Genomic DNA, 17,969 nt, shown 5'->3' with positions numbered 1-17,969 from the left:
AATAGAGATAACAATGACCAGAGCAACTTCTTCCGCGCCTTCGCAGCGCATGCTGCGCGTTGGCGAACAGGTCCGCGCCGCGATCACCCAGGTACTGCAGCGCGGCGAAGTGCGCGACGATGTCATCGAAGCGACGGTGATCTCGATCTCGGAAGTGCGTATGTCGCCCGACCTGAAGATCGCCACCGCCTATGTGACGCCGCTCGGCGTTTCCGACCACAGCGTCGTCATCGAGGCGTTGAACCGTCATGCGAAGTATATCCGCGGCAGGCTCGGGCAGCAGCTTCGGCAGATGAAATACATGCCGGAAGTGCGCTTCCGCGACGATACCAGCTTCGACAACTACAAGAAAATCGACGAGCTGCTGCGTTCGCCCGAGGTGAGCCGCGACCTCGATGGCGATAACGACGAACAATAACAGAAGAGACGCATGTCCAAACCACGCAAACCCAAAGGCCGGCCGATTTCGGGCTGGCTGATCCTCGACAAGCCGGTGGATTTCGGCTCGACGGAAGCCGTTTCCAAGATCAAGTGGCTCTTTAAGGCGCAGAAGGCCGGTCATGCCGGCACGCTCGATCCGCTCGCCTCCGGCATGCTGCCGATCGCGCTCGGCGATGCGACGAAGACCGTTCCCTATGTGATGGACGGCCGCAAGATCTATGAATTCACGGTCAGTTGGGGCGAAGAGCGGGCGACAGACGATCTCGAGGGCGAAGTGACCGCAAGCTCGGACAGCCGTCCCAGCGAACAGCAGATCCGCGATATCCTGCCCGGCTATATCGGCACCATCAGCCAGGTGCCGCCGCAGTTTTCGGCGATCAAAATATCGGGTGAGCGCGCCTATGACCTGGCTCGCGAAGGCGAAACCGTCGAAATCCCCTCGCGCGAAGTCGATATCTTTCGGCTGACCCTGCTCGCCTGCCCGGATGCCCATAGCGCGCATTTCGAAGTGGAATGCGGCAAGGGCACCTATGTCCGGGCGCTCGCCCGCGATTTCGGCCGCGAGCTCGGCTGTTACGGCCACGTGTCGGGTCTCAGGCGCACCTTTGTCGCGCCCTTCGCGGAAGAGGCGATGGTGCCGCTCGCAGACCTCGTGGCGCTGGAGGCGATCGAGGACATGGACGAGCGGCTTGCCGCCCTCGACGCGCTGCTGATCGACACTTGCGAGGCGCTATCGGCCCTGCCCCATCTCGTCATCAACGACGACCAGGCGCACCGGCTGAAGATGGGCAACCCGATCCTCGTGCGCGGCCGCGATGCGCCGATTGCCGAAAGCGAAGCCTATGCGACGGCCCGCGGCAGGCTGATCGCGATCGGTGAGATCGGCCAGGGCGAGTTTCGCCCGAAGCGGGTTTTTGCCTGAACCTATGCAGCTGACGATTGTCAGGCGGTAGCGATACGATATCTTCCTTTCGGGCCGGCCCGAGGGGCCATTGCGGCCCGAGGGGCCGTGGCGGCCCGACAAGGGGGATGATGATGCGCGCAACCGCGATCGGCCTGCTGACGTTGTTTTCGATGTTTCTCACCGTTACCGGTGCCCAATCCGGCGAGCGCTGGGCAGAGCTTCCGGCTTTTCCGGCGATGCCCGTGCCGAAGACCAGCGGCATGGCTGAAGTGAACGACATCAAGATGTATTACGCCGAATATGGTGAAGGCGAGCCGATGCTCTTCATCCATGGCGGGCTTGGCAATGCCGATGTCTGGGGTCACCAGATCGCCGAATTCTCCAAAGACCACCTGGTCATCGTTGCCGACAGCCGCGGGCATGGACGCTCGACGCGCAGCCAAAAGCCCTTCGGCTACGACCTGATGACATTGGATTATGCAGCCCTTCTCGACCATCTGAAGATCGGCAAGGTGACGCTGGTGGGTTGGTCGGACGGCGGCATCATCGGCATCGACATGGCGATGAACCATCCGGAAAAGCTGACGCGCGTCATTGCCCAGGCGGCCAACGTCACGACCGACGGCGTCAAGCCTGACGTCATGAGCAACAAGACCTTCAACGACTATATCAACGTCGCCGGCGAACAATACCGAAAGCTGTCGCCGACGCCGAGCGAGTACGACGCCTTCGTCACCCAGATCTCCGAGATGTGGGCGACCCAGCCGGCCTGGACGGCAGCGGATCTCGGAAAGATCACGGTGCCGGTCACGCTCGCCATCGGCGATCACGATGAAGCCGTGAAGCTCGACCATACAGAGATGATGGCGAAAGAAATTCCGGGCGCAAAGCTGGTGATCCTGAAAGAGGCCAGCCATTTCGCCATGCTGCAGGATCCCGCGGGTTACAATGCGATGATCCGGGAGGCGATGGCGGGCCGCTGAAAACCGCTGCCGGCGCTCCCCTCTTTCCATCGCTGCTTAATTGGTTTATAGGCAGCGCCAGCGTCAGGTTCGCCTGCTCGCATTCACGGCCAAAGCTGGACGACATCCCGGCTTTTGGCGACCTTTATCTCCTCTCTTAGAAAGGATCACCCGATGTCGATCACTGCTGAGCGCAAGTCTGCGCTGATCAAGGAATACGCAACCGTCGAAGGCGATACCGGTTCTCCGGAAGTCCAGGTCGCGATCCTGACCGAACGCATCAACAACCTGACCGAACACTTCAAGGACCACAAGAAGGATAACCATTCCCGCCGTGGCCTGTTGACGATGGTTTCGAGCCGCCGCTCGCTTCTTGATTATCTCAAGAAGAAGGATGAAGGCCGCTATTCCAAGCTGATCTCCAGCCTGGGTATCCGCCGCTAAGATTGTCCGGCGGGCGCTTTCCGAGCGCCCGCCGGATCCTGTTTGGGGACACGGTTCCCGATGAAATGTTCCAGCCGCGCCCTATCTGAAAGCGGTGGAAAGATCGGCGGACCCGGATGGGCCGGTTCTGCCAAACCAACCGTTGACCTGTCATGGGGCAGGATTGCCGGATGCTTTCGGCCAAGGCTTCTTCAAAGCTTTGGACTGGTTTTCCAAGGGATCTCGGATTTATCGAGGAACCGACGATGAAAAGCCTCCCGTTGTCTTGCCCGTGATACGTCACATTATTTGCGGTCGACTGTGCGCTGCGCCTTGGTATCGGCGATGGCGCGTGCTCCCGCATTGAAGGACAAGTCATGTTTGATACACACACAGTCGAAATCGAGTGGGCCGGCCGCCCGCTGAAGCTCGAAACCGGCAAGATCGCCCGTCAGGCCGACGGCGCGGTTCTTGCCACCTACGGCGAAACCGTCGTTCTCGCCACCGTCGTTTCGGCCAAGGCGCCGAAGCCTGGCCAGGACTTCTTTCCGCTCACCGTCAACTACCAGGAAAAGACCTACGCAGCCGGCAAGATCCCCGGCGGCTATTTCAAGCGCGAAGGTCGTCCGTCCGAGAAGGAAACACTGGTTTCCCGCCTGATCGACCGTCCGATCCGCCCGCTCTTTCCGGAAGGCTACAAGAACGACACCCAGGTCGTCGTCACTGTCGTCCAACACGATCTTGAAAACGATCCCGACGTGCTGTCGATGGTTGCCGCTTCCGCAGCGCTGACGCTTTCCGGCGTTCCCTTCATGGGCCCGGTCGGCGGCGCGCGCGTCGGCTACATCAATGGCGAATACGTTCTCAACCCGCATCTCGACGAGATGGACGAGTCGAGCCTCGACCTCGTCGTCGCCGGCACCTATGACGCCGTGCTGATGGTTGAATCCGAAGCCAAGGAACTCAACGAAGAAGTCATGCTCGGCGCCGTCATGTTCGGCCACAAGGGCTTCCAGCCGGTTCTCGACGCGATCATCAAGCTCGCCGAAGTGGCCGCCAAGGAGCCGCGCGATTTCCAGCCGGAGGATTACTCCGAGCTCGAAGCCGAGATGCTGAAGCATTTCGAAGCTGAATTGCGCGAAGGCTACAAAATCACCCAGAAGGCCGATCGCTACGCAGCCGTCGACGCCGTCAAGGCAAAGGTCAAGGCTCACTTCTTCCCTGAAGGCGTTGAGCCGAAGTACACTGCTGAAGTCATCGGCGCCGTTTTCAAGCACCTGCAGGCGAAGATCGTTCGCTGGAACATCCTCGACACCAAGAGCCGTATCGACGGTCGTGACCTGTCGACCGTTCGCCCGATCGTTTCGGAAGTCGGACTCCTGCCGCGCACGCACGGTTCGGCCCTGTTCACCCGCGGTGAAACGCAGGCGATCGTCGTTGCGACGCTCGGCACCGGCGAAGACGAACAGTATGTCGACAGCTTGACGGGCATGTACAAGGAGCGCTTCCTGCTCCATTACAACTTCCCTCCCTACTCGGTTGGCGAAACCGGCCGCATGGGCTCTCCGGGCCGTCGCGAAATCGGCCATGGCAAGCTCGCATGGCGCGCAATCCGCCCGATGCTGCCTACGGCTGAGCAGTTCCCCTACACGCTGCGCGTCGTCTCCGAGATCACCGAGTCGAACGGCTCGTCCTCGATGGCGACCGTCTGCGGCACTTCGCTCGCGCTGATGGATGCCGGCGTACCGCTGGCCAAGCCGGTTGCAGGTATTGCCATGGGTCTGATCCTGGAAGGCGATCGCTTCGCCGTCCTCTCCGACATTCTCGGTGACGAAGACCACCTCGGCGACATGGACTTCAAGGTTGCAGGGACCGCCGACGGCATCACCTCGCTGCAGATGGACATCAAGATCGCCGGCATCACCGAAGAGATCATGAAGGTCGCTCTTGGCCAAGCCCAGGGCGGTCGCGCCCACATTCTCGGCGAAATGGCGAAGGCCATCACCGAAAGCCGCGGCCAGCTCGGCGAATTCGCTCCGCGCATCGAAGTCATGAACATCCCGGTCGACAAGATCCGTGAAGTCATCGGCTCCGGCGGCAAGGTCATTCGCGAAATCGTCGAAAAGACCGGCGCGAAGATCAACATCGAGGACGACGGCACCGTCAAGATCGCCTCCTCCTCAGGCAAGGAAATCGAAGCGGCCCGCAAGTGGATCCACTCGATCGTCGCCGAGCCTGAAATCGGCCAGATCTACGAAGGCACTGTTGTCAAGACCGCCGACTTCGGCGCCTTCGTCAACTTCTTCGGCGCCCGCGACGGCCTCGTCCACATCTCGCAGCTGGCTTCCGAGCGCGTTGCCAAGACGCAGGACGTCGTCAAGGAAGGCGATAAGGTCTGGGTCAAGCTGCTCGGCTTCGACGAACGCGGCAAGGTCCGCCTGTCGATGAAGGTCGTCGACCAGGCCACCGGCCAGGAGATCCCGAACGAGAAGAAGAAGGAAGAAGCGGCCGAATAAGCCGCGTCTCCCCGATTTCATTCCGGGCGCGGGAATCTTCCGCGCCCTTTTTGTATCCTGGTTTTGCGCATGTCGTGGCCGCAGAACCGCTCAACACTTTTGCGCGACATGCTTTAACGAGACGAGACCCATGAGCCGCGAGACGCTGAAGACCCTGTTCCATCCCTTTGCCAGCGGCACGGTCGCGGCGCCCGGCGAGGGCGAGCGCGTGCTCTTCCTCGGCGCCGAGGCAGGCTTTGCGCTGCCGGAAGGTTTTGCCGCCGCGCTCAGCGCTGTCCAGGGCTTCCGGCCGCTCTACCGGCAGCTTCAGGCGCAGCGGATCGAAGCAAAGCCCGAGATCGACGGCGAGGACTATGATGCCGCCCTGGTGCTCTGCACGAAGCACAAGGGCGAGAACGAGGCCAATCTTGCCGCCGCCATCGCCCGCACACGGGTCGGCGGCCTGATCGTCGTTGCCGGCGCCAAGGAAGACGGCATTCAGCCGTTGCGCAAGCGCCTCGAAGGCTTCGGCCTCGCCATTGACCATATGCCAAAATATCACGGCGTCGCCTTCTGGTTCGGCCGCCCTGCCGATGCCGAGGAGATCGTCTCGAAGCTGGCAAAGGCGCCGGTGCGCGTCGACGGCCGCTTCAACGCGACCGCCGGCATATTCTCGCATGACCGGATCGATGCCGGGTCGGAACTGCTCGCCTCGCGCTTGCCGCAGGATTTTACCGGCGACGTGGCGGATTTCGGTGCCGGATGGGGTTATCTCTCCGTCGAGCTGGCACAGAGGTCGCGCGGACTGACCCGCCTCGACCTCTACGAGGCCGATCACGCGGCTCTGCAGGCTGCGCGGGATAATCTGGCCGAGAACTGCCCGAACGCGCCTGCGCGCTTCTTCTGGCACGATCTGGCGGGCGAGCCGGTCAAGGACAAATACGATCTCGTCATCATGAACCCGCCCTTCCACGAAGGGCACGCCGCCGATCCGGCACTCGGCCAGGCAATGATCAAGACCGCCGCATCGGCCCTTCGCGGCGGCGGCCGCCTGATGCTGGTCGCCAATCGCGGGTTGCCCTACGAGCCGGTTCTGGCGGCGAATTTCAGGGAAAGCGGTGAAACCTGCCGCAACGCCCGCTTCAAGGTGCTGTGGGCGAAGAAATAAAGCATGTCGCGCAAAAGTGTGCAGCGGTTTTGCGGCAACGACATGCGCAAAAACAAAGAGCTAAAGCGCGAGGAGCGAATCTGAAAGATCGCGACGCGCTTTAGAGCTCAGGCGGCTTCGATTTCCTTGCGGGCCGCACTCGCAAGGAAAGCCGAGCGGGTCAGACCACGCTCCTTTGCAGCCTTGTCGATTGCCTCAAGCATGCCTTTGTCGAAGGTGACATTGGCTCGAACGGTGCGCGTGGCGTCTTCGATAAAGGGAACACGCGTCAGGAAAGCACCGGCAGCCAGTTGCTCGCGGATATCCTGCCGAGAACTGATCTCGTCATATGAGGATGGCATCGGCAAAGTTTCATCTTCCGCCCAGAGGCGAAGGGCTTCTATGGCGTTGGCAGTCAGGTCTTCTTCCTCATCGGCGGCCGAAAATACCGCCGGCAGATCTGGAAAGCTGATCCCGAATGCGCTGTCGCTGTCCTTATGCACGAGAGCAATGAAATATTTCATGATTTGTCACTCGCATTCCATCCGGCTTGCTTGGCAATAGCAAGCGCCGTGCCGATCGGCAGATCCTTCTTCGGGTGCGGAACGATGATGGTTTGATTGCCTCTTCGAAGCTTGTGGTGCGAGCCCTTGATCGAAACGATTTCGAAGCCCTCCCGCTTCAGCCTGGCGATGATCTTCTGACTGTTCCGCTCCACGGATCGCCCCAAATCCCTGTTCAATATAATTCTTGCAGCCAAAAACAGCAAGGCCATGCGCATCATGATGCGCATGGCCTTTTAGACACATCGGAACAAGTTCTTACTCGACGTCGGCCCTGCGCAGCGTGTCCAGCGTCGGCATGGAGGTGACGTTGAAGCCCGCGTCGACGAAGTGGATTTCGCCGGTAACGCCGGCGGAAAGATCCGAAAGCAGGTAGAGCGCGGAGTTGCCGACTTGGTCGATGGTGACGGTCTTGCGCAGCGGCGCGTTACGCTGGTTCCAGGAAAGGATCGCGCGCGCGTCCGAGATGCCGGCGCCGGCCAGCGTGCGGATCGGGCCGGCCGATATGGCGTTGACGCGGATGCCGCGCGGGCCGTAGTCGGCGGCGAGATAACGCACCGAAGCCTCGAGCGCTGCCTTGGCGACGCCCATCACATTGTAATTCGGGATGACTCGCGTCGAGCCGTTATAGGTCAGCGTCAGCATCGCACCGCCATCTTCCATCAACGGCGCGCAGCGCTTGGCGATCTCGGTGAAGGAGAAACAGGAAATGACCATGGTGCGGCTGAAATTCTCGCGCGTCGTATCGGCGTAGAGACCCTTCAGCTCGTTCTTGTCGGAAAAACCGATGGCATGGACGATGAAATCGAGCTTGCCCCAGCGCTCTTCGATCGCGTCGACCAGGGCATCGACCGAGGCGATGTCCTCGACGTCGCAGGGCATCACAAAATCCGAGCCGACTTCGGCGGCAAGCGGCTTGACGCGCTTGCCGAGCGCGTCGCCCTGATAGGTGAAGGCGAGTTCCGCACCCTGTGCGGCAAGAGCTTTTGAGATTCCCCAGGCGATCGAGTGGTTGTTTGCGACGCCCATGATGAGGCCGCGCTTACCCTGCATGATTCCAGTCATTTTATTATCCGTTATAGCGCTGGAAGACGAGCGTGGCGTTCGTCCCGCCGAAGCCGAAGGAGTTGGAGAGGGCGATATCGATCTTCGCATCGTCGATACGCTTGCGCACGATCGGCACGCCTTCGAATTCGGGATCGAGCTCGGTGATATGGGCGCTTTCGCCGATGAAGCCTTGCTGCATCATCAGCAGCGAATAGATCGATTCCTGCACGCCCGCCGCACCCAGCGAATGGCCGGTCAGCGACTTGGTCGACTGGATATGCGGGATCTTGGCGCCGAATACCTCGCGGATGGCGCCGATTTCCTTGCTGTCGCCGACCGGCGTCGAGGTGCCGTGGGTGTTGACGTAGTCGACGTCGCCTTTGACGGTGGCGAGCGCCTGGCGCATGCAGCGGATGGCGCCTTCGCCCGAGGGAGCAACCATGTCGTAACCGTCCGAAGTTGCGCCGTAGCCGACGATTTCGGCATAGATCTTGGCACCGCGGGCCTTGGCGCGCTCCAGCTCCTCGAGCACCAGCACGCCGGCGCCGCCGGCGATGACGAAACCGTCGCGGTTGACGTCATAGGCGCGCGAGGCGCTGTCGGGCGTATCGTTGTACTTGGAGGACATGGCGCCCATGGCGTCGAAGAGGTTGGACATCGTCCAGTCGAGATCTTCGTGGCCGCCGGCGAACATCACGTCCTGCTTGCCCCACTGGATCATCTCTGCAGCGTTGCCGATGCAATGCGCCGATGTCGAGCAGGCCGACGAGATCGAGTAATTGACGCCGTGGATCTTGAACCAGGTGGCAAGGGTCGCCGATGCGGTCGAGGACATCGCCTTCGGCACGGCGAAGGGGCCGATGCGCTTCGGGCTGTTGTTCTTGACGGTGATGTCGGCCGCCTCGATCAGGGTGCGGGTGGACGGGCCGCCGGAGCCCATGATGATGCCGGTGCGCTCGTTCTGAGCGTAGTCCTTCTCGTCCAGCCCGGAATCGGCCAGTGCCTGCTTCATCGCGACATGGTTCCAGGCGCCGCCCTGCGACAGGAAGCGCATGGCGCGGCGATCGACCAGTTCGGCAAGCTCCGCAGCGCCGAGCTTGGGGCTGCCCCAAACCTGGCACTTGAAGCCGTGCTCTGCGAAATCGCTGGAGAAGGAGATACCCGACTTTGCCTGCCGCAAGGATTCGGTGACTTCGGCGGCGTCGTTTCCGATCGAGGACACGATACCCAGACCCGTGACAACTACCCGTCTCATCTGATCAAACCTTTTTTGTTTCGTGAGCCGCTCGAGATGCGGTTCAGGCCGTCTTGTCTTTCGAGAGACCGACGCGAAGATCGGCCGCCTGATATATGGTTTCGCCGTCCGCCTTCAGCCAGCCGTCGGCCGTGCCGAGGACCAGACGGCCGCGCATGACGCGCTTGAAGTCGATGCCATATTCGATCAGCTTGGTGTGCGGGCGGACCATGCCCTTGAATTTCACTTCGCCTGTCGACAGCGCCATGCCGCGGCCTTCCTCGCCGAGCCAGCCCAGGAAGAAGCCGGTCAGCTGCCACATGCCGTCAAGGCCGAGGCAGCCCGGCATGATCGGATTGCCTTCGAAATGGCAGGGAAAATACCAATCGTCGGGACGTACGTCGTATTCGGCCCTGAGATACCCCTTGTCGAAGGTCCCGCCCGTTTCGGAAATATCGGTGATGCGGTGAACCATCAGCATGGGCGGCAGCGGAAGCTGCGCATTGCCGGGCCCGAACAGCTCGCCATGTGCGCAGGCGATGAGTTCGTCGTACGAGAAGCTGGACTGTCTGGTCGTCATAAAGTTTCTTTTCCCTCCCGCGTGAGCCCATGGATGTGAACGTGTAGTCCAAGTTCTTCAGAAAATGAAGCACGAGCAAGGCGGCTTCATCCATGGTCCCGGACCAAGCTTGCGCTATTATTTGGTGGTCGCATACAGGAAGGCCAGGGCTGCGACCAGACCTATTTGCGTTAAAAGCCGGTTTTGGCGGCGTTTATCAGGCTCTTGTCCCCATTGAACTATTGAAAGGCTCCTGTGCAAAAGTTATACCGCTTGAAGAAACATGATTGAATTATGCAGGAATAACCGGAGTTGGTTTTGATGACGGGTGCACTCCCGATCGCCATAGAGGTCAGGCTGCGCGGCGCAGGCCTGCGGCCTACCCGCCAGCGCGTCGCGCTCGGCGACCTGCTGTTTGCCAAGGGTGACCGGCATTTGACGGTCGAGGAACTGCATGAGGAGGCGGTCGCCGCCGGCGTGCCGGTGTCACTGGCAACCGTCTACAACACGCTGCATCAGTTCACCGAAGCCGGCCTCATCCGCGTTCTCGCCGTCGAGAGTGCCAAGACCTATTTCGACACCAATGTTTCCGACCACCACCATTTCTTCGTCGAAGGCGAAAACGAGGTGCTCGACATTCCCGTCAGCAACCTGACGATCGCCAATCTGCCGGAGCCGCCTGAAGGCATGGAGATCGCCCATGTCGACGTGGTGATCCGGCTGCGGGCGAAGCAGGGCTGACGACACGCTGTTTCACATGACATCGTCGGGGTGCCGGCCGGGCTTGTGCCTGTAGGTCGGAAAAGTCCAGCCGAACCACAGAGCGCCGCCGCGCACCGCGAAGGCCGCCACGACACCGCAGGCAGACGCCAGATAGAGCGGCATTCCCAGCCCATTGGCGAGCGTGAAGACGCCGGCGCCGATAAGGGCGGCGGTCACGTAAATCTCCGGCCTCAGCAGCACCGAGGGCTCATTTGCCATCAGATCGCGCAGAATGCCGCCGAAGGTCGCCGTCAGCGTGCCGGTGACGATCGCAATGGTCGGTGAGCCGGTGGCGGCAAGGCCCTTGGCGGCGCCGAGCACGCAATAGGCGGCAAGGCCGATCGCATCCAGCCAGATCAGCAGGCGATAGCGCGACTCCAGCAGGTGGGCGGTGAAGAAAACCACGACGCCGACGATGCAGCAGACGAGGATATAGGCCGGGTTCAGCACCCAGAAGACCGGCACGCGGCCGAGCACGATATCGCGCACGGTGCCGCCGCCCGTTCCCGTCACCATGGCGAAAAACAGAAAACCGATCAGGTCCAGCTGCTTGCGCGAGGCGGCGAGCGCGCCTGTCGCGGCAAACAGCGCGATGCCGGCGTAATCGAGATAAACGAGCAAGGACATGCGAACCCCGGAACGGCGGAATATTTCACCAAAAACCACGGCGGCAAGGGCGGCGCAAGGCGGTGCGGCCATAAAGATAATGTGTTTATTGATGCATGTCGTTGACCAAGAACCGCTGCACACTTTGTGGGCGACATGCATCGGGCTGCAGAGCCTTATCCAAAAGAGGAAAGCCGTGAAAACGCTGGTGCTCGCCGTTCTGAATATTCTCCTGCTGGTGATCATGCCGGCTGTGGCCTTCGGCCAGCAATCGCTGATCTCCGATCCGGAGATCTACGAGAAGAAACATTTCCAGGCGCAATGCAAGGCGGCCGAATTCGCCGACGGCTTCGTCACCCGGCAGGACATCAACAATGACGGGCTGATCGATGCCGTGGTCAATGAGGGCCAGCTGACCTGCGACGGTGAGAAGGGGCCGCAATGCAACGATGATGGCTGCACCTATAATTTCTATCTGCAGGTGGCCGAAGGCGGTTATTTCATGATCGCGACGGCGCAGATCTACGGTTACGACTTCGTCCAGCGCTTCGGCAACATGGTGCTGGCGATGAAGATGCATCCGCGGTTCTGCGACCGCACCGAAGGTGACCCCTGCATCGTGACCGCGCGTGTGCGCGGCACGAAATTCGTCACCATCTCAAAAAAGTAACTCAGCGCGGATAAAGCGCCGAGGTCCGGCCGGCGAGATAATAGCCGACCAGGCCGTACCATTCGCGGATCGCCGTCGCCATGTTCTGCGCGTTGAGGTTCGGCTGGGTGAAATCCAAGCCCGCCTTCACCTCACCGTCGGTGCGATAATCGGTCGGCCAGGGCACGATATCGATGCCGAGCTTGCGGAAGATGCCGACGGAGCGCGGCATATGGAAACCCGAGGTGATCAGCAGGCAATTGACAAGCCCCTGGCTTGCCAGGAATTCCTTGGTGTTGACGGCGTTTTCGAAGGTGGTGCGCGACTGCGTCTCCTCGATCAGGCGGTCCTTGCCGACGCCGAAGAGCGGGAAGAAGCGCTCGGATGCCGCCGCGTCGCCTTCATAGATGCCCGAAAGGGAGCCGTCGCCGCCCGACACCAGAATGCGCGACTGCGGAAATTTCTGCGCGAGCCGCAAGGCTTCGACGAAGCGATCGGCCGCGGCGTTGAATTCGATGCCGTGGCGCGCCGTGTTCACCTCGTTTTCGAAGCCGCCGCCAAGCACGATCATGCATTGCAGGCTATCGGGGTCGGCGGGCTTTGCGAAGCGCTGCTCGAGGCCTTGCATCATCAGGTTGCCGGCCGTGGTGTAGAGCGTGACGAAGAGGATGAGGGCCGAACCCGTTGCGCTAAGGATACTCAAGGTCCGCCACCGCAGCAGGCCGGCAATGAGGGCAAGAAAGACGAGGAAGAATGCCAGCGACAGCGGCTGGGCGAAAATCCAGACAAGCTTCGAAATGACGAACAAGACCTACTCCTTGAGGATGGGCGGCGGTCCTTCCTATCCGATTCGATGGTAACAGGAATGCGACGGTTCTATTTCGCCGGCGCAACGGCCGGTCGATGCGGCGCGATCTTCTGGTTGAAGCGCCGCTGAAGCGGCCGGGGGATGAACATGGCGGCGAGCGCAAGCACCATGGCAAAGAGAGAAACCATCCACAGCGCATGCGCACCGGTCAGCCGCGTCAGGACGGCGCCGGCGATCGCCCCGAGCACCATGCCGCCCCAGGGCACGATCTGGATCGTCCATCCGATATGGCGATCGCCGATGATCCAGCGGCCAATGCCGCGGCCGAGGCGCGACAAGGCACCGGTGACATAAGTCAGCCCAATCGGCAGGCCCTCGATATGCTCGACAGCAGCGTTCACCATGCCCATGGCGAAAACGATCATATAGAAGCGGGCAAGCAACAGGCCCTGCATCGTCGTCACCGAGGCGAGCGCCAGGACGAGACCGACGCAACCGAGCACCACGAAAATACGGCGCTCGGAGATATGGGCAATGACGATGCCTGCCGCATTGCCGAGCACGAAAACGAGGATGGCGGAGATCAGCACCGCCGCGTGGTAGAGATTGCCATCACTCAGGGCGAGTGCGGCCCGCGTCGTATTGCCGGTCATGAAGGACACGAAATCGCCGGTCAGCAGCAGCCCGGTCGCATCGGTCATGCCAGCCAGAAAAGAGATCGAGCCGACGAGGCCAACCCCGGTCAGGGTTCGCCTAGTACGGATGAGGCGGCGGCGTCTTGCTCTGGTCATGACTGCTAGTCCTGAAGCCGAATCGCTGAGATTCCGGCAGCAAATATACATGCTGTTCATTTAGGAATTGGCAAAGACGATCAGACGGACTGCAGCAATTCGCCCAGGTTGGATCGGGACTTGTCGATCGATGATCTCCATCGCCTTGAACGCCACAGATATTACGTGATGCTACAAGCGCCGATATAACCCGCCTGCTAGTATCCAGGGCTCGGAACGCCCTCTCGAGCGATTGCTGGATGCGTGAATGGCAAAGCGTAGCGTGGCTCTTTTTCTTCTACTTCTTCTGGCAAGTTGCGGGCATCCGGGCGGCGTGATGACGCCAGTTTCAGCCTCATTGTCTTCATCGTCGATAGCGCCGACCTCCACGGTCGACATGCTGGTTGCGACCACGCGCGAGCCTTCCGGGAACCCGGCGACGCTCTTCAACGGCGAGCGCAGTTCTAAGCCGCATCTGACGCAGATCTCGATTTCGATCCCGGCAAAGCGCGAAGCCGGCACCGTGCAGTGGCCGAAGCGGCTTCCGCCCGATCCGGCCACCGACTTTGCCGTCACCCGTGTTCAGCAGATCGACACCGTGGCACAGGGCCGCGTCTGGTTCCGGCAGCATGTGCACGGCGGCCATGCGCTCGTCTTCATCCATGGCTTCAACAACACCTATGAGGATTCCGTCTTCCGGCTGGCGCAATTGGTGCATGACAGCAAGATGCAGGCGACGCCTGTCCTGTTCACCTGGCCGTCGAGAGCGGAGATCACCGCCTACCAATACGACAAGGAGAGTACGAACTATTCGCGTACCGCGCTGGAGCAGGCGCTCCGCACGCTGGCAGCCGACCCCGACGTCAAGGACATCACCGTCATGGCCCATTCGATGGGAACGTGGCTTGCCATGGAATCGCTGCGGCAGATGGGAATACGCGACGGTCACGTCATTTCGAAGATCCACAATGTCATCCTGGCCTCGCCCGACATCGACATCCAGGTCTTCGCCAAACAATATGTGGAGATGGGCGAGCCGCGTCCGAAATTCACGATCTTCGTTTCCCAGGACGACAAGGCTCTTGCGGTTTCGAGCTTCATCACCGGACGCGTTTCCCGTCTTGGCGCGATCAATCCGGCCGAGGAGCCCTACCGCTCGAAGCTGGAAAATGCGGGCATCACTGCCATCGACCTGACGAAGGTGAAGACCCACGACAGGCTCAATCACGGCAAATTCGCCGAAAGTCCCGAGATCGTCCAGCTCATCGGCCAGCGCCTCATGACCGGCCAGACCTTGACCGATTCCAAGGTCACGCTGGGTCAGGGCATTACGGCCGTCGTCGGCGGAACGGTATCGACGATCGGCACCGTTGCCGCGACCGCCGCCGCGGCGCCGGTTGCGATCATCGAACAGCCCGTCACGCGGAAGAAGCCGCCGCGAGCTGCCAACGAGACGCTCGACGGCGACCTGAAGCAACAGACGCTGACACAGTGAGGAGTTTCAGGTTGAAATGGCTTCTTTCCTTCACCGCCGCTTTTCTCTTCGCGTTGAGTGCTTTGGCGCAGACGCCGCCGGTGGGCCAGCAGCAGAAGATCGACGACCTCGTGCGCCTTCTGCAGGATCCAGAGGTGAAAGCCTGGCTGGATAGCCGCAAGGCGGAGAGTGCGCCTGTGACACCTGCTTCACCGGCCGGCAATTCGTCCTTGGCCCGGTGGGAGGCCGGCGCGCGGGAACGTGTGAACGCTGTTCTGACGGCGATTCCGGCGATCCCGGCAGAGGTGACGGCCGCGGCAACACGAGCAAGGCGCGAAGCTGCCGGCAGAGGCTATGCGCCGGTCTTCGTCATATTCGGCGGGCTGGTCGCTTTCGGTCTCGCCGCCGAGGCGGTGTATCGCAGATTTGCCGCGCGCCGCGAGGCACTGCTTGGCCGGCTTATCCCGGTCGGCATATTCGCGGGAGCGATGGGCATCGTCTTTTTCGCAGTGGAATGGCCGCCGCTCGCGCGGGTGACGCTGCTTGCCTATCTCTCGGCCTTCATCCTGTTTCGATTGGCGGCCGCGCTTCTGTCGACGGCGACGATGGGCTCGTCGCTGCGCAGGCGGCTCTTGATCCTGTTCGGGGTCATCAGTTTTGCGATCGCGACAGCAGCCGTCGGCGAGCCGCTTGGCGTTTCCCCTGAGGTCAGCAGCGCCATCACCTACTGCTTCTCGGTGATCGGGCTGTTGCTTGGGATCGAGGCCGTATGGTCGATCTCGGACGGAAGCCGCGCCTGGAAAGCCGCGAGAACAGCCTTTCTCGTCGTCCTGTGGCTCATCTGGTGCGTCAATATGAAGGGCCTGTTCTGGATCGGCATCTATGCGCTGGTGTTGCCGGGGATCCTGAATGCCGTCGGCCGCATGGCGCTCTCCTTCACCAGCGATCCAGGCAGCCTGCGCGGCATCCTGGTCGCCCGCGGCGCGCGCGCCGCGGTTATCGCGGCCGCCGTGGGATGGCTGGCGCTCGTCTGGCATCTCAATCCGGATACGCTCGGTCAGCGCGACCCGATGATCGCCGCCTTGTTTTACGGCTGCCTGAAGAGCGTGCTGATCCTCGTGGTTGCCGACCTTCTTTGGCAAATAGCGCGAGGCTGGATCGATCGGACGCTGCGTGTCTCCACAGGCACGACATCCCTCGCGCCGGCCGACGCCGCCCGACGCGCCCGGTTTCGCACCCTTCTCCCAATCTTTCGCAACGCCTTGGCCGTCGCTGTCGCGGTCATGGCCGGGCTGATCGTATTGGCGCAATTGGGTGTGCAGATCGGCCCGCTGATTGCCGGAGCAGGCATCTTCGGCGTCGCCATCGGTTTCGGCTCGCAGACCCTGGTCAAGGACGTCATCAACGGTGTGTTCTACATGCTCGACGACGCCTTCCGGGTGGGCGAATACATTCAGGCCAAGGACTACAAAGGGACTGTGGAGAGCTTCAGCCTGCGCTCGGTTCGTTTGCGCCATCATCGCGGCCCGGTGTTCACGGTGCCGTTCAGCGAGTTGGGTGCCGTCGAGAACATGAGCCGGGACTGGGTGATCGACAAGTTCAGGATCACCGTCGGTTTCGACACCGACATAGACAAGGCGCGCAAGCTGACCAAGAAGGTCGGAGCCGAACTGATCGAAGATCCGGAACTCGGCCAGCACTTCATCGAGCCGCTGAAAATGAAGGGCGTCGAGCAGTTCGGCGATTATGGCATCGTGTTGAGCTTCGCCATGACCACAGTGCCGGGCATGCAGACCTATATCCGCCGCAAGGCCTATGCCAAGATTCGCGAGGTGTTTCTCGCCAACGGCATCGCATTTGCGCAGCCAACGGTGCAAGTCGGAGGCGACGACAAAGGCGGCGGCGCAGCGGCAGCCGCGCAAGCGATCCGCGCGCAGCAGGCGGCAAACACGGCGGCGCCGGCAAAGTGACCTCGCCGGCCGCTGTGGCAGGCGACCGCCGACAGATGGATAAAACGATCAGCCTTGAAGTGATATGACCGCATCGCGGGAGGTCCAAATGGCACCGGAAGAACGAGGAGACAGCCAGGCCCGTCAAGACCCCGAAGGCGTTCGCGCGCAGCTTGATCGTATCCTCGCAAGCCCGGAATTCCTTGCGCCTGAACGCGGGCGCCGCTTTCTGCAGTATATCGTCGAAGAGACGCTTGAAGGCCACGGCGACCAGCTTAAGGCCTTTGCGATCGCACAGGCGGTATTCGGCCGCGATGCCTCCTTCGATGCCCAGAACGATCCGGTTGTCCGCATCGAAGCGGGGCGCATCCGTCGCGCCCTCGAACGATACTATCTCGTCTGCGGAAGCGGCGACCCGATACAAATCACCATTCCCAAAGGGGGCTATGCTCCGCATTTTTCCAGCGATGACGAAGGCTCCACCCCTGGTGGGGCGGCCACGCCGCCAAACCGCCAGGGCCATGTGCCCGGGCATGAGCGACCGCTACGCTATCGCGATCTTCTGCTGCCGATCGGGATTCCTGCCCTCTTCGGTGCAATCGCGGTACTTGCCCTCATCCGTCCGATGGAATCCTACCTCTCGCCACAGAAAACGCCGGCAGCACCTGCCGCGTCGACATTGATGGGCAAGACCAGGATGGTTGTCGAACCCTTCGCGGCCCTCGGCGGCACCGCGCGCGCGGCGGATTTTGCCAAGGGCCTGGTCGATCAGCTGATCGCCAAGCTCATGAAGGTGGACAGTCTTGTCGTGCTTGCTCCCGGTCGATCCGGCATGGAGACGACCGGCTCGCTGTTCAATCTTCAGGGCAGCACCGTAGTCGAGGGCACGGTCCTGCATCTGCATGTCCGCCTGGTCAACGGCGCCGACGGCGCGGTCGTCTGGGCAAATCAATATGAACGCGAGCTGCGCGATCAAACCATTCTCGATGTCGAGGACGAAATTGCCGCTCAAATCATTATGGAAATTTCAAGTAGCCGCAAACTGAGCGGCGCAGGGCCGCTTCCGTAGCCGCGGTGCAAGCGACCATGTTTCAGATCGCAGGGGGACCATCCAATAGGCATGGTTGCTCGCACCAAAGCTCTTTGATTTGTCCATGTCGGAACCGCCGCACACTT

The 17,969-nt window shown here is 61.4% G+C and carries 19 protein-coding genes; 11 read left to right on the top strand and 8 right to left on the bottom strand.

Annotated features, from left to right (window positions below; translation table 11 throughout):
* Positions 1-13 precede the first annotated feature (13 nt).
* The 6 genes from rbfA (at position 14) to FHX14_RS06085 (ending at position 6,393) form a co-directional block, all read left to right on the top strand.
* Positions 14-418 carry a 30S ribosome-binding factor RbfA gene (rbfA, locus tag FHX14_RS06110; RefSeq protein WP_003589349.1) on the top strand — a complete coding sequence of 135 codons (405 nt, stop codon included), beginning with the start codon at positions 14-16 and terminating at the stop codon, positions 416-418.
* A gap of 12 nt (positions 419-430) precedes the next feature.
* Positions 431-1,363 carry a tRNA pseudouridine(55) synthase TruB gene (truB, locus tag FHX14_RS06105; protein WP_003589350.1) on the top strand — a complete coding sequence of 311 codons (933 nt, stop codon included), beginning with the start codon at positions 431-433 and terminating at the stop codon, positions 1,361-1,363.
* A gap of 113 nt (positions 1,364-1,476) precedes the next feature.
* Positions 1,477-2,328, top strand: coding sequence for an alpha/beta hydrolase (locus FHX14_RS06100; protein WP_003589351.1), 852 nt, complete (start codon positions 1,477-1,479; stop codon positions 2,326-2,328).
* A 153-nt stretch (positions 2,329-2,481) separates the two neighbouring features.
* Positions 2,482-2,751: a 30S ribosomal protein S15 gene (gene rpsO, locus FHX14_RS06095; protein WP_003571238.1), complete on the top strand. Its 270-nt coding sequence runs from the start codon at positions 2,482-2,484 to the stop codon at positions 2,749-2,751.
* Positions 2,752-3,107: 356 nt separating this feature from the next.
* Positions 3,108-5,246 carry a polyribonucleotide nucleotidyltransferase gene (pnp, locus tag FHX14_RS06090; protein WP_003589352.1) on the top strand — a complete coding sequence of 713 codons (2,139 nt, stop codon included), beginning with the start codon at positions 3,108-3,110 and terminating at the stop codon, positions 5,244-5,246.
* Positions 5,247-5,376: 130 nt separating this feature from the next.
* Positions 5,377-6,393, top strand: a complete 1,017-nt coding sequence (locus tag FHX14_RS06085; protein WP_184376574.1) for a class I SAM-dependent methyltransferase — start codon at positions 5,377-5,379, stop codon at positions 6,391-6,393.
* A 107-nt stretch (positions 6,394-6,500) separates the two neighbouring features.
* On the opposite strand, the gene FHX14_RS06080 is transcribed toward FHX14_RS06085, so the two are convergent.
* The 5 genes from FHX14_RS06080 to fabA form a co-directional block, all read right to left on the bottom strand.
* Complete coding sequence (locus FHX14_RS06080) at positions 6,501-6,896, bottom strand: type II toxin-antitoxin system HicB family antitoxin (protein WP_003589354.1); 396 nt, start codon at positions 6,894-6,896, stop codon at positions 6,501-6,503.
* A complete protein-coding gene (locus tag FHX14_RS06075) occupies positions 6,893-7,090 on the bottom strand; it encodes a type II toxin-antitoxin system HicA family toxin (protein ID WP_012559482.1) in 198 nt (65 codons plus the stop codon). The genes FHX14_RS06080 and FHX14_RS06075 overlap by 4 nt, the downstream gene beginning before the upstream one ends.
* Before the next feature lie 103 nt (positions 7,091-7,193).
* Positions 7,194-8,000, bottom strand: a complete 807-nt coding sequence (gene fabI, locus FHX14_RS06070; protein WP_003589356.1) for an enoyl-ACP reductase FabI — start codon at positions 7,998-8,000, stop codon at positions 7,194-7,196.
* 4 nt (positions 8,001-8,004) lie between these two features.
* Positions 8,005-9,237 carry a beta-ketoacyl-ACP synthase I gene (fabB, locus tag FHX14_RS06065; RefSeq protein WP_003589357.1) on the bottom strand — a complete coding sequence of 411 codons (1,233 nt, stop codon included), beginning with the start codon at positions 9,235-9,237 and terminating at the stop codon, positions 8,005-8,007.
* 43 nt (positions 9,238-9,280) lie between these two features.
* A complete protein-coding gene (fabA, locus tag FHX14_RS06060; RefSeq protein ID WP_003589358.1) occupies positions 9,281-9,796 on the bottom strand; it encodes a 3-hydroxyacyl-[acyl-carrier-protein] dehydratase FabA in 516 nt (171 codons plus the stop codon).
* A 300-nt stretch (positions 9,797-10,096) separates the two neighbouring features.
* Between fabA and irrA the strand changes: the two genes are divergently transcribed.
* Positions 10,097-10,516 (top strand): iron response transcriptional regulator IrrA, encoded by a 420-nt coding sequence (irrA, locus tag FHX14_RS06055; protein WP_003555773.1) that lies wholly within the window; start codon positions 10,097-10,099, stop codon positions 10,514-10,516.
* A gap of 12 nt (positions 10,517-10,528) precedes the next feature.
* Here the strand turns inward: irrA and FHX14_RS06050 are convergent, their stop codons facing one another.
* The gene (locus FHX14_RS06050) at positions 10,529-11,164 is read right to left on the bottom strand and encodes a trimeric intracellular cation channel family protein (protein WP_003583389.1); all 636 of its coding nucleotides are present in this window, start codon (positions 11,162-11,164) and stop codon (positions 10,529-10,531) included.
* A 175-nt stretch (positions 11,165-11,339) separates the two neighbouring features.
* Here FHX14_RS06050 and FHX14_RS06045 point away from each other — a divergent pair, with 175 nt between their 5' ends.
* Positions 11,340-11,813, top strand: coding sequence for a hypothetical protein (locus FHX14_RS06045; protein WP_003589362.1), 474 nt, complete (start codon positions 11,340-11,342; stop codon positions 11,811-11,813).
* A 1-nt stretch (position 11,814) separates the two neighbouring features.
* On the opposite strand, the gene FHX14_RS06040 is transcribed toward FHX14_RS06045, so the two are convergent.
* Together FHX14_RS06040 and FHX14_RS06035 are read right to left on the bottom strand one after the other, a co-directional pair.
* On the bottom strand, positions 11,815-12,600 hold the full coding sequence (locus FHX14_RS06040) for a YdcF family protein (RefSeq protein ID WP_003589364.1): 786 nt from the start codon (positions 12,598-12,600) through the stop codon (positions 11,815-11,817).
* 68 nt (positions 12,601-12,668) lie between these two features.
* A complete protein-coding gene (locus FHX14_RS06035) occupies positions 12,669-13,391 on the bottom strand; it encodes a YoaK family protein (RefSeq protein WP_003589366.1) in 723 nt (240 codons plus the stop codon).
* A gap of 247 nt (positions 13,392-13,638) precedes the next feature.
* Between FHX14_RS06035 and FHX14_RS06030 the strand changes: the two genes are divergently transcribed.
* The 3 genes from FHX14_RS06030 to FHX14_RS06020 all read left to right on the top strand — a co-directional run bounded on the left by FHX14_RS06030 (position 13,639) and on the right by FHX14_RS06020 (position 17,862).
* Positions 13,639-14,865: an alpha/beta hydrolase gene (locus tag FHX14_RS06030; protein ID WP_003589367.1), complete on the top strand. Its 1,227-nt coding sequence runs from the start codon at positions 13,639-13,641 to the stop codon at positions 14,863-14,865.
* A gap of 11 nt (positions 14,866-14,876) precedes the next feature.
* Positions 14,877-16,814, top strand: a complete 1,938-nt coding sequence (locus FHX14_RS06025; protein WP_003589369.1) for a mechanosensitive ion channel family protein — start codon at positions 14,877-14,879, stop codon at positions 16,812-16,814.
* 88 nt (positions 16,815-16,902) lie between these two features.
* Positions 16,903-17,862: a hypothetical protein gene (locus FHX14_RS06020; RefSeq protein WP_003589371.1), complete on the top strand. Its 960-nt coding sequence runs from the start codon at positions 16,903-16,905 to the stop codon at positions 17,860-17,862.
* Positions 17,863-17,969: the final 107 nt, after the last annotated feature.

Origin of the sequence: Rhizobium sp. BK619 (assembly GCF_014195245.1) — a bacterium.
In the GTDB taxonomy this organism is placed as follows: Bacteria; Pseudomonadota; Alphaproteobacteria; order Rhizobiales; family Rhizobiaceae; genus Rhizobium; species Rhizobium acidisoli.
Note: the sequence above shows the minus strand (reverse complement) of the source record. Positions and strands in the feature narration are given on the sequence as shown.